This is a genomic window from Pseudarthrobacter sp. MM222, assembly GCF_947090775.1.
In the GTDB taxonomy this organism is placed as follows: Bacteria; Actinomycetota; Actinomycetes; order Actinomycetales; family Micrococcaceae; genus Arthrobacter.
In genome coordinates this window covers 540,714-552,087 of sequence record NZ_OX352321.1, presented here as the reverse complement: position 1 = coordinate 552,087, position 11,374 = coordinate 540,714, and the positions used below count along the sequence as shown (strand labels likewise).

The 11,374-nt window shown below is 66.7% G+C and carries 12 protein-coding genes; 7 read left to right on the top strand and 5 right to left on the bottom strand.

What is annotated here, in order from left to right; genetic code table 11:
- Nucleotides 1-11: 11 nt before the first annotated feature.
- Nucleotides 12-644, bottom strand: a complete 633-nt coding sequence (yczE, locus tag OM977_RS02690; RefSeq protein ID WP_264356021.1) for a membrane protein YczE — start codon at nt 642-644, stop codon at nt 12-14.
- A gap of 60 nt (nt 645-704) precedes the next feature.
- Here yczE and yczR point away from each other — a divergent pair, with 60 nt between their 5' ends.
- Nucleotides 705-2,189: a MocR-like transcription factor YczR gene (gene yczR / locus OM977_RS02685; protein ID WP_264356020.1), complete on the top strand. Its 1,485-nt coding sequence runs from the start codon at nt 705-707 to the stop codon at nt 2,187-2,189.
- A 154-nt stretch (nt 2,190-2,343) separates the two neighbouring features.
- Here yczR and OM977_RS02680 read toward each other — a convergent pair whose 3' ends face one another.
- On the bottom strand, nt 2,344-3,036 hold the full coding sequence (locus tag OM977_RS02680; protein ID WP_264356019.1) for an SRPBCC domain-containing protein: 693 nt from the start codon (nt 3,034-3,036) through the stop codon (nt 2,344-2,346).
- Entirely contained in the window at nt 3,029-3,697 is a 669-nt protein-coding gene (locus OM977_RS02675; protein ID WP_264356018.1) for a winged helix-turn-helix domain-containing protein, read from the bottom strand. The genes OM977_RS02680 and OM977_RS02675 overlap by 8 nt, the downstream gene beginning before the upstream one ends.
- Nucleotides 3,698-3,902: 205 nt before the next feature.
- Between OM977_RS02675 and OM977_RS02670 the strand changes: the two genes are divergently transcribed.
- Together OM977_RS02670 and OM977_RS02665 are read left to right on the top strand one after the other, a co-directional pair.
- Nucleotides 3,903-4,865 carry an RluA family pseudouridine synthase gene (locus OM977_RS02670; protein WP_264357267.1) on the top strand — a complete coding sequence of 321 codons (963 nt, stop codon included), beginning with the start codon at nt 3,903-3,905 and terminating at the stop codon, nt 4,863-4,865.
- Between the two features lie 91 nt (nt 4,866-4,956).
- Nucleotides 4,957-5,583 (top strand): DedA family protein, encoded by a 627-nt coding sequence (locus tag OM977_RS02665; protein WP_264356017.1) that lies wholly within the window; start codon nt 4,957-4,959, stop codon nt 5,581-5,583.
- A 15-nt stretch (nt 5,584-5,598) separates the two neighbouring features.
- Here the strand turns inward: OM977_RS02665 and OM977_RS02660 are convergent, their stop codons facing one another.
- Nucleotides 5,599-5,904: a hypothetical protein gene (locus OM977_RS02660; RefSeq protein WP_264356016.1), complete on the bottom strand. Its 306-nt coding sequence runs from the start codon at nt 5,902-5,904 to the stop codon at nt 5,599-5,601.
- Between the two features lie 42 nt (nt 5,905-5,946).
- Nucleotides 5,947-7,074, bottom strand: a complete 1,128-nt coding sequence (locus tag OM977_RS02655; RefSeq protein ID WP_264356015.1) for a HoxN/HupN/NixA family nickel/cobalt transporter — start codon at nt 7,072-7,074, stop codon at nt 5,947-5,949.
- A gap of 136 nt (nt 7,075-7,210) precedes the next feature.
- Here OM977_RS02655 and OM977_RS02650 point away from each other — a divergent pair, with 136 nt between their 5' ends.
- Genes OM977_RS02650 through OM977_RS02635 form a run of 4 tightly spaced genes read left to right on the top strand, consistent with a single transcriptional unit; the run spans nt 7,211 to nt 11,371 of the window.
- The gene (locus OM977_RS02650; protein WP_264356014.1) at nt 7,211-7,540 is read left to right on the top strand and encodes a hydrogenase maturation nickel metallochaperone HypA/HybF; all 330 of its coding nucleotides are present in this window, start codon (nt 7,211-7,213) and stop codon (nt 7,538-7,540) included.
- A 3-nt stretch (nt 7,541-7,543) separates the two neighbouring features.
- The gene (gene hypB, locus OM977_RS02645) at nt 7,544-8,470 is read left to right on the top strand and encodes a hydrogenase nickel incorporation protein HypB (protein WP_264356013.1); all 927 of its coding nucleotides are present in this window, start codon (nt 7,544-7,546) and stop codon (nt 8,468-8,470) included.
- 21 nt (nt 8,471-8,491) lie between these two features.
- The gene (locus tag OM977_RS02640; protein ID WP_264356012.1) at nt 8,492-9,550 is read left to right on the top strand and encodes a hydrogenase expression protein HypE; all 1,059 of its coding nucleotides are present in this window, start codon (nt 8,492-8,494) and stop codon (nt 9,548-9,550) included.
- Nucleotides 9,551-9,577: 27 nt separating this feature from the next.
- Nucleotides 9,578-11,371, top strand: a complete 1,794-nt coding sequence (locus OM977_RS02635) for a nickel-dependent hydrogenase large subunit (protein WP_264356011.1) — start codon at nt 9,578-9,580, stop codon at nt 11,369-11,371.
- Nucleotides 11,372-11,374 lie beyond the last annotated feature (3 nt).

Genomic DNA, 11,374 nt, shown 5'->3' with positions numbered 1-11,374 from the left:
GCCGGAGCTGCCTAGGGTGCGGCCACGGCCGGCTCGGCTGCCAACTCCCGGACCTTCCGCTCCTTCGGTTCCGGCACCGTGAACCGCGGCAGCAGGAGCTGCACGAGCGGACCGATCGCCAGGGCATAGAGCACCGTGCCGATGCCGACGGAGCCGCCCAGCAGCCAGCCGGCACCCAGCACCACGACTTCGATTCCGGTTCGGGAGGCCCGCACCGACCAGCCTGTGCGCCGGGCGAGTCCCGTCATCAGCCCGTCCCGGGCCCCGGGGCCCAGACGGGCGCCGATGTAGCAGGCCGAGGCAACACCGTTAAGCAGAATGGCCCCGGCAAGCATTCCGGCCTGCCCGCCGAGGTGTGCGAACGCCGGAATGAGGGCAAGACCGATGTCCGCAAAGACGCCCACCAATACGGCGTTGCACAGCGTACCGACGCCCGGCCATTGCCTGAGCGGGATCCAGAGGAGCAGCACCAAGAAGCTCACGATCACCACCACCGTGCCGATACTCAGGCCGGTCTTTACCGCGATGCCCTGATGGAAAACGTCCCACGGATCCAGTCCGAGACCCGCGCGGATGAACATCGCGAGCGAGACGCCGTACATGGCGAGGCCAATGAGAAGCTGCAGGAGCCGTCGTGTCATCATTGCACCATCCTCCCGGGTAACTGGCCTTGCAATCCATAGCCAGTTTGAAATACTGGCCCTATGTCCGGCTCACAGACTCCCGCCTCACTGGCCCGCCTTCTCGGTCACTGGAATCTCGGGGCTTCCCCTGCGTACCGCGAGCTGGCCGACGTCGTCCGCCTGCTGGTGCTCGACGGCCGCGTCCCGCTCGACGTCGCCTTGCCCAGCGAGCGGTCGCTGGCCGCCACGCTCGGCATCAGTCGCACCACCGTGACGGCTGCCTATGCGCTGCTGCGCGAGCAGGGCTTCCTGAGCAGCGGCCAGGGCAGCCGGGGCCGGACCTGCATCCCGCGCCGAGGAGCGCCCGGAACGACGCCGGAGGGCGGAGCCGAACTCAGCGGGGCCCCCGGGCTGGCCCTTCCGGACGGACTGCTCGACCTTGCCTACGCCTCCCTGCCTGCCAGCGGGGAGGTGGTGCACCGCGCGTTCGCCGCGGCGCTGACCGAACTGCCGGCACTGCTGCCGGGGTTCGGGTACGACGCGCTCGGTGTCGCGCCGCTGCGGGAAGCGATCGCCGCCCGGTATTCCGCGGCGGGCGTCCCCACTACCATGCACCAGATCCTGGTGACGTCCGGCGCCCAGCATGCCCTGAATATTATCCTTCGCACCCTGGGCGGACGTTCCGCCAAGGTGCTGGTGGAGCACCCCAGCTACCCCAACGCCCTGGACGCGATCCGCGCGGCGGGCTGCCGGCTCGTGCCGGTGCCGATGCCCCCACCTCCGGTTGGAAAAGCCGGCTGGGATATCGATGCTGTGGAGGCTGCCTTACGGCAGCAGCGGCCGGCGATGGCCTACGTGGTCCCCGACTTCCACAACCCCACCGGGCGGCTGATGCCGGATGCCCAGCGCAGGCGGCTCGTCCGGGCGGCAGCTGCTTCGGGTACCGTGCTCGTGGTCGATGAGACACTGCGGGAACTCAACCTCGACTGCGCCCCCTCCACCCCGCTGGCCGCTTTCAGCCCCGCCGTGGTCTCCATCGGCTCGCTCAGCAAGTCGCACTGGGCCGGACTGCGGACCGGATGGATCCGGGCAGGCGAGCCGCTCATCCAACGCTTCGCAGCCGCCCGCACCACCATGGACCTGGGCGGGCCCGTCGTGGAGCAGCTCGCGGCAGCCCACCTGGTCAACGCCCTCACAGAACCGCTCCCGGCCCGGCTCGCCTTCCTCCGCGATAACCGGGACACCGTGCTGGAGCTGATTGCCGGGGACCTGCCGACGTGGCAGACGGAGCGGCCCGACGGCGGGCTGTCCGTCTGGTGCCGGCTGCCGGCCCCGCTCAGCACGGCGCTGACGGTGATCGCCCCGGACTTCGGTATCCGCCTGGCAGCCGGACCCCGGTTCGGGATTGGCGGAGCCTTCGAACACTATCTGCGCGTGCCGTTCACCCTGCCTCCCGAGCAGCTCGAAACGGCCGTGCTGTCGCTGCGCTCCGCCCAGGACCGGCTGAACTCATCACCGCAGTTACGGCGGGAACTGAACCGCGCCCCCGCCGTCGCCATCGCCTGAGCCCGGCAGGGTTCCCGCGACGCGCAGCTTCCTGGCGACGCTCGGCCTTCCCCTCGACGCGCAAAATGCCTGGCGCTACGGGTATTCCCGCGTCGACAGGCATTGTGCGCAGCGCGAGGCGATTTGCGCGTCGCCATCGCCACCCGGCGGGCGACTAGGCGTACACCTTTTCCAGGAACCCGGCCCAGGCCTTGGCCGTGGCCTCGGAATCGCCGCGGCCGCTGAAATCGTGGACGGTCATTCCCACCGGGGCCCCGAACGCGTTGCGGCCAAAGAAACGGTACAGCGAGCCCGCCGTCCGCAGGCCCAGGAAGTGCTCGTTGGTGAAGTCCACCTCGCCCTTGAGGCTCCCCACGCCGTCGAGCTCCAGGTCCACCGTGCCGCCAGGGGCCGTGCCGGCGACATCCAGGGCCTTCTTGAGCCGCTCGAACCCGTCCGTGGTCTGCGAAGCAGCGGGTGCCTGGACATCCGTGAACACGACGGGCCCGCCGTCGAAGTACTGCAGGTACTGGCCCAGGGTGTGCAGGTAGAACTCCGTGTGCTTGCTGGCACCGTCGTACTGCTCGTCCCAGTTGTCCGCGAAGATACCGCTGTGGACGTAGTGCAGCCGGCTGCGGCCGCCGTCGAGCGGTTCCACCACGTGCTCGAGCTGGTTGAACCAGCCGCCGGGTCCTTCCATCCGGGACACCAGGTGGGTGGGGTACTCCTCGACGGGTCGGACGGCCGGCCACTGGTCCGTGGGAAACATCCAGGCCGGCGTGTCCTTGGTGACCGCCTCCCAGACCCGTTCCGGGGTGCCGGGGAGCTCAATGTCGTAGACGATTTCGAATTTGCGCTGGTCAGTCATTGTCCTGCTCCTTCACATGGGTGTTTTTGGGTGATGCCTTGGGTGGGTTTGGCTTGAGGGAGGGGTGGAGTGCGACGACGAGTCGGTGCTTGCGCCCGGGGCCCGACGGCGCACCACCCCCACCAGCACCGGTACGGGCGCCGCCGTCGTGGTACTTGTCCACGAGCCGGGTCACGGCGATCCCGAGCTCCTCCGCAAAGGCGGCCCGGTCCGCGGCGGTTCGGAAGGTGATCTCGCCGTCGATGGCAAAGGTGGCGAGTTCCTGCCGGGCCGCCGCGGCGCCGGCAATCAGCTGGCCCATTTCCTGAACCATGCGGCCCGCGAGCGCGAGCAGCCAGAACGCGGAGAAACGGTCCGAGAACCGGTGCGGGTCCGGCGCCACGGAGGCAAGTGCCGCCGGGGAGATCAGGTAGGCAGCCGCCGTGGCCCGCAGGATGCGCTCCGTGACGTTGCCCTTGCGGCGCTCCTCCACGAGTTCCACGAGCCCGTGCCGCTCCAGCGCCTTGAGGTGGTAGTTCACCTTCTGCCGCGGCAGCCCAACCCTGGCGGCCAGCTGCGTGGCCGAACCCGGCTGGGCCAGCTCCCGCAGGATCCGGGTGCGCATCGGGTCCAGCGAGGCTTCCGCGGCGGCCGGATCCTCGATCACTTCGATTTCCAACATGCTTCCAGTGTGGCCACCGACAGTTTTATTTGTCAAGAACTTTTTTACTGTCGGTTGCGCGGGTGCTTTCGCCGGGGTCGCCGGAACGCTGCGGGTTCGCCGGAATTTTTCGGCGAGCCCGCAGGCTTCCGGCGAACTCGCGGGAGGGGCAGCACAGGGAACCGCCGAAACGGCCGAGAACGGCGCCCAGTAGAATGGAGCGGTGATGCAATCCCCCCTGCCCGTGCGCGACGGCGTCAACGCGACCCGCCTCCGCCTCCCGGACGAGGGGCCTTGGGACACCGCGATGGACTACATGATGCACCGCTGGGGCCACATCGACCCGCAGGGCATCGAGGACCGGTTCGACGCCGGCGAAATCGTGGGCGAGGCAGGCGTCCGGCTGGACCGCACCACCCCACTGCAGAACCACACCTTCATCTGGTACTACCGCACGCTGCCGCCGGAGACCCGCATCCCGGTGGAACTGGACATCCTGCACCAGGACGAGCACCTCCTTGTCGTGGACAAGCCGCACTTCCTGCCGACGACGCCCGGCGGAACCTACATCCAGGAGTCCGCCCTGGTCCGGCTCCGGAACCAGCTCAAACTGCCGGACCTCATTCCGATGCACCGGCTGGACCGCATGACGGCAGGGATCCTGCTGCTCTCCACCAACCCGGAAACCCGCGGCAAGTACCAGGTGCTCTTCGAAAAGCGCCAGGTCCAGAAGGAATACGAGTGCGTCGCCGCGGCCGAACCCGCCGCCGGCCATCCCGCCGTCGACTTTCCCGTGGTGGTCCGCAACCGGATGACCAAATCCCGCAGCTACCTGCTCGCCGAGGTGATCGACGGCGAACCCAACGCCGAAACACGGATCGAGCGGCTCCGGACATTCGCCGCGGACCTTGGGACCGGGAGTGCCGGCGCGGCCGACGGCGGGACCAGGCGCCGTGCGCTCTATCGCCTCGAGCCGCACTCCGGGAAAACCCACCAGCTCCGGGTGCACATGGCATCGCTCGGACTGGGCATAGTCAACGACTCGTTCTATCCGGAACTTCTGGACAAAGCCGCGGACGACTACGCCAAACCCCTGCAGCTGCTGGCCCGCGGCATCCGGTTCCTGGATCCCATCAGCGGCAACCCTGTCGAATACCGCAGCCGGCTGGGACTCAGCGAAGCCCGCTAAGCCTGCCGGCACCGCCCGCCCCCGACAGGCCGCCGCGCGCGCATAGCGATCAGGAGACGAGGCGCACCCGGAAGTGCGGTACCTTGTGCCCATGGACTTGGGCAACGCGGACAGCTGGGGGGACATGATCTATTTCTGGATCGTCCCGATAGTCATGGGCGACGCCATCTTCCCGCCGGTCCCGTCCGAGATGGTCGTCATTACCGGCGGCGCCCTGTCCGCGGACGGGCGGGCGAACGTCGCCCTCGTGGTGCTCCTCGCCGCCCTCGCGTCCTGGCTTGGCGACATCCTCGTCTTCCAGCTCTTCAAGCGGCGGCTCAGCCACGTGCTGGACCGCTGGAAATGGGGCCGCACATTCCACCTGGCCGTGCACCGGGCCACGGCGCAGGCCGGCCGTTCCTCCACCTACGGAGCGATCATCGGGATCCGCTTCATCCCCGGCGGCCGCCTCGGGACAACGGCTGCCGCCGGGATAGCCAACGTCTCCACCCGCGGCTTCAGTCTCTGCGCCGCGCTGGGCGGACTGCTGTGGGCCATCTGGTCGGTAGGCCTGGGCTACTTCACCGGCGCCGCCACCAAGCTGCCCTTCTGGGCAAGCTCGCTGATCGGCGTCGGCCTCGGGCTGGCGATCGGCGCGGTCGTAGGCGTCCTTGTCACCCGCCGGCGCGGCACGCGCTCCCCCGTGGTGGACGGCCCCGAGGAGGAGCTGGACTTCTGAGGTTCCGGGCCTCCGCTAGACGGGGGCCCAACGGCCACGGTTGCGCCGGAGCACCATCATGGCACCGGTCACCGCAACGCGTTCGACGGCGTCGCGCATCATTGCCGCAGACTCGTGCGCCTGGCTGTTCTCACCGCTGTACGTGGTGGCGTCGACGAGGAACCGAAGATTCAGCTGCGGAACGCCTCCCGCCAGCTCCAGCTGGTTCGCTTCGACATGGTGCCGGGTCTCCAGCGCCTCCACAGCGGCCGCCATCACGGCTTCCGGCGGGTTGCCCGGTTTGAGCCCGGTGATTTTCAGTCTGGTCTGGAACGACGGCATGACCTCAAGCCTAGAGGGTCCGCCGATACCGACCATGCCCGCTCAGACACCGTTGCCGGCGTCCGTGTTCTTGACCGGCGCCGACCATCGTTCCTCAATATGACCGAACCGCCACACCCCTATGGCGAGCAGCCACGTGCAAACGAAGAGGGCGACGACCGTGTACCCAACCGAGTCGAGGTCAAGGCCGCCGATGGCGGACAGCGGACCCGTGCTGATGCCGGCCCGTTCAACGAGGATGGAGATCAGCTCGATGGAACCAATGCCCAGGGCGACGGCGACAGAAAGCGCGGTGATGACGATGTTGTAGTAGACCCGCCGGACAGGCCTGGACAACGCCCAGCCGTAGGCAAAGTTCATCAGGCAACCATCGAGCGAGTCCAGCAGACTCATCCCTGCGGCGAAGAGGACGGGCAGCGTGAGAATCGCATACCAAGGGAGTGTGGACGCCGCTGCACCGGCCGCCAGGATCAGGAGGCTGACCTCGGTTGCGGTGTCGAACCCGAGTCCGAACAGCAACCCCACACCGTACACCTGCCAGGGACGCGTGATGAAGCGGCCCGCCCGCCCGAACACCCTGTACAGAAACCCCGGCGCAGCCGCCTCCAGGCCTGCTCCGGCATGTTGGCCTTCCCGCATGCGAAAGACGGACTTGATGATGCCGCGCAACACCACCAGGTTCAGTACGCCGATGCACACCAGGAACACTCCCGAGACTGCGGTGCCCACCAGCCCCAGAAACGAATGGAGCTCGGCCGTGCCGTCCGCCGTCCGGTCCGCGAGGCTGCGGATTCCGGCTGCGAGCAAGGCGCACAGGCCGAACACGATGCTTGAATGACCCAGAGAGAACCAAAATCCCACGGACATGCTGCGCTTGCCGTCGGCACAGAGTTTGCGGGTGATGTTGTCGATGGCGGCGATGTGGTCGGCGTCAAAGGCGTGGCGCAGGCCCAGCGTGTAGGCAGCCACGCCCAGGCCCATGCCGAAGGCGCCGGTGGAAGCTGCGGGAATGTTTTCCGGGGCCATGACGATACCCAGCACCCCCCACCCCACCACGTGCAGGAGCATAACAAACACGGCCATCCCGCCGATCGAGGCCCACTCCCGGCCTGAGAGGGCCAGGCGCGCCGCGCGGATTCGGCCAAAACGCGTAACCTCCGGTTGCTTCATTGCTGAGCCTCGGGTTCCACAACTAGATCGACTGCCGGATGAACTGCCCGCTGTAGCGGAAGTATACGCCCGTGTCAAATCGAACGGTTGCGTTTTATTCGGTGCGAGCCTATCTTGAGCAGGAAGGGGTGCAACGATGCACGAACTGTCAATCACGCAGAGCCTTATCGACGCCGTTCTGGACCGTACCGGTGAACGGACAGTGGCTGCGGTCAACCTTCGAGTCGGTCCGCTGTCCGGGGTTCTGCCGGATGCCATGCGCTTCTGCTTCGACGTGGCCGCGGCCGGCACCCCGCTGGCCGGTGCCCAGCTCCTGATTGAAGAGCCCCCCGGCGTTGCGCACTGCCGAAGCTGCGACGACACCTTCACCTTGGCTGACCTCATCCTGCTGTGTCCCTGCGGCAGCGCAGACATCGAAGTCCTCACCGGCAACGAACTCATGCTGATATCGGTGGAGGTGGCTTGACGAATGTGCACTACGTGCGGGTGCGGCGACGAGACGAACACTAGGGTTTCCGGCCTCCTCGAACCGGCGGGCACCGTGCCGGATGGGCACGTAGACGGGCACGACCACCCGCACCCGCGCGACGGCGACGGGCACCCGCACCCGCGCGACGGCGACGGGCACGCGCACCCGCACGCGTCCGAGGACGACGGGCACGCACATAGCCACCCGCACAGCCACGACCACCCGCACCCGCACCGTGAGTCGATTTCGCTGGAGCAGAATCTGCTAGCCAAGAACGACCTTCTGGCCGCCCGGAACCGCGGCTGGCTGGCCGGGCGGGGTATCCGGGCCCTCAACGTGATGAGCTCCCCCGGGGCCGGCAAAACCACCCTGCTGGTGCGCACCCTCGCGGACTTCGGCGAGCGCCTGCGGGCCGGAGTGATCGAAGGGGACCAGGAGACCTCCCTGGACGCCGACCGCATCCGGGCGGTAGGCCGGCCCGTCGTCCAGATCAACACGGGAGCAGGCTGCCATCTCGACGCGGACATGCTCCGGCGCGGGCTGGACTCCCTGGACCCTGAGGCCGGGTCCACGTTGTTTATCGAGAATGTCGGCAACCTCGTCTGCCCGGCGCTTTTTGACCTGGGCGAGGCGGCCAAAATCGTGATCGTCTCCGTGACGGAAGGTGATGACAAACCACAGAAATACCCGCACATGTTCCGGGCAGCCGACCTGGTGATCATCAACAAATCGGACCTGCTCCCGTACGTGGAATTCGACGTCGGCGAGTTCCAGCGCCGCACGCGGCAAATCAACCCGCACACCGAATTCCTGGTCCTCTCAGCCACCACCGGCGACGGACTCGCCGGCTGGTACGACTGGCTCGAGGGAACCGCCTCCCGGTCAACGACCTTGACTGAAGCGCTGACAGACACACTGAGCCCGTAAGGGCCGCTGAAAGAGGCAATGATGCCTACCGAAACTGCTCTCAAGGCCGAGGAAACCCTCATCCACGTTCTGTGGATCAACGCGGGGCTCAGTTGCGACGGAGATTCCGTGGCCCTGACGGCGGCCACCCAGCCGAGCGTTGAGGAGATTGCCCTCGGCGCTTTGCCCGGCTTGCCCCGGATCGCCATGCATTGGCCCCTGATCGATTTCGAGTGCGGGCCGCAGGAAGGTGCCGACGACTTCCTGGAATGGTTCCGCAAGGCCGACCGCGGCGAACTGGAACCGTTTGTCCTGGTGGTCGAGGGCTCCATCCCGAATGAAAAACTCCACGATCCCGGCGGCTACTGGTGCGGGTTCGGGAACGACCTTGAGACCGGTCAGCCCATCACCACCAGCGAATGGCTGGACCGGCTGGCGCCGAAGGCAACCGCCATCATCGCTGCCGGCACCTGCGCCACGTACGGCGGCATCCACGCGATGGCAGGAAACCCGACAGGCGCCATGGGCGTCCCGGACTACCTCGGCTATGACTGGAAGTCCAAGGCCGGAATCCCGATCGTGTGCGTCCCCGGATGCCCCATCCAGCCGGACAACCTTTCCGAGACCATGACCTACCTGCTGTACCAGGCCACCGGCCAGGCCCCGATGATCCCGCTGGACGACGCCCTCCGGCCCACCTGGCTGTTCGGCAAAACGGTCCACGAGGGCTGCGACCGGGCCGGATACTACGAGCAGGGCGACTTTGCCACCGAGTACGGCTCCCCCAAGTGCATCGTCAAGCTCGGCTGCTGGGGACCCGTGGTCAAATGCAACGTGCCCAAGCGCGGCTGGATGAACGGTATCGGAGGCTGCCCCAACGTCGGCGGCATCTGCATCGGGTGCACCATGCCGGGCTTCCCGGACAAGTTCATGCCCTTCATGGATGAACCCCCCGGCGGCAAGCTTTCAACCGGCACCATCCGCCCCTACGGCTCCGCCATCAGGGCGTTGCGCGGAATCACCACCCACACGCTGGACCAGGAGCCCAAGTGGCGCCGGCCCGGACGTGAGCTCCTTACCGGCGCCAAGCGCACCTGGTAACCACCCACTTCCAGACAGGTGAAGCAGATGACCTCCACGATTCCAATGCCTTCCGGGAGCGGAACGAACAACAACAATCTGGTGGAGATGGCGTGGGACCCGATCACGAGGATCGTCGGCAGCCTCGGCATTTACACCAAGATCGACTTCGAGAACAACCAGGTGGTGGAGTGCAAGAGCACATCCTCGATCTTCCGCGGCTATTCCATTTTCATGAAGGGCAAAGACCCGCGGGACGCCCACTTCATCACCAGCCGCATTTGCGGGATCTGCGGCGACAACCACGCCACCTGCTCCTGCTACGCGCAGAACATGGCCTACGGGGTCCGGCCGCCGGCCCTGGGCGAATGGATTGTGAACCTGGGCGAAGCGGCCGAGTACATGTTCGACCACAACATTTTCCAGGAGAACCTCGTCGGCGTGGACTACTGCGAGAAGATGGTCTCCGAAACCAACCCCGGCGTGCTGGCCAAGGCGGAAAACACCCGCGCCCCGCATGAGGGGGACCACGGCTACCGGACCATCGCCGACATCATGCGCTCGCTCAACCCGTTCACCGGCGAGTTCTACCGGGAAGCACTTCAGGTCAGCCGGGCCACCCGCGAAATGTTCTGCCTCATGGAGGGCCGCCACGTGCACCCGTCCACGCTCTACCCGGGCGGGGTGGGAACGGTGGCCACCATCCAGCTGATGACGGACTACATCACCCGGCTCATGCGCTATATCGAGTTCATGAAAAAGGTCGTCCCGATGCACGACGACCTGTTCGACTTCTTCTACGAGGCCTTGCCCGGCTACGAGCAGGTGGGGCTGCGCCGCACGCTGCTGGGATGCTGGGGCTCGCTCCAGGACCCGGACTTCTGCAACTTCGAGTACAAGGACATGACCGAATGGGGCCGGAAGATGTTCGTCACCCCCGGCGTGGTGGTGGACGGAAAACTCGTCACCACGGACCTGGTGCGGATCAACCTGGGCATCCGGATCATGCTTGGCTCCTCCTACTATGAGGACTGGGAAGACCAGGAGATGTTTGTGACCCACGATCCGCTGGGCAATCCCGTGGACCGCCGCCATCCCTGGAACCAGCACACGAATCCGAAGCCGCAGAAGCGGGACCTTTCGGAGAAGTACAGCTGGGTCATGTCCCCGCGGTGGTTCGACGGCCAGGACAACCTGGCCCTGGATACCGGCGGCGGCCCGCTGGCCCGGCTCTGGGCAACTGCCCTGGCAGGCCTGGTGGATATCGGCTACATCAAGGCCACCGGCAGGAGCGTCCAGATCAACCTGCCCAAGACCGCGCTGAAAGGTCCGGTGTCCTTCGAGTGGAACATCCCGCAGTGGAGCAACACGCTGGAGCGCAACCGGGCCCGCACCTACTTCCAGGCCTACGCCGCGGCCGCGGCACTGCACTTCGCGGAAAAGGCCCTTGAGGAGATCCGCGCCGGACGCACCAAGACCTGGGAGACCTTCGAAGTTCCCGACCAGGCCATCAGCTGCGGCTTCACGGAGGCCGTACGCGGTGTCCTGTCCCACCACATGGTGATCCGGGACGGGAAAATCGCCAACTACCATCCTTATCCGCCAACACCCTGGAATGCCAGCCCCACGGATTCGGCCGGCGTCACCGGCCCCTACGAGGACGCCGTGCAGGGACAGCCCATCTTTGAGGAGAATGACCGGGAGCACTTCAAAGGCATCGACATCATGCGCACCGTCCGCAGTTTCGATCCCTGTCTGCCCTGCGGCGTCCACATGTACCTGGGCAAGGGCCAGACCCTGGAGAAGCTGCACTCCCCCACGCAGACCCTGACGGGCGAGTAACTG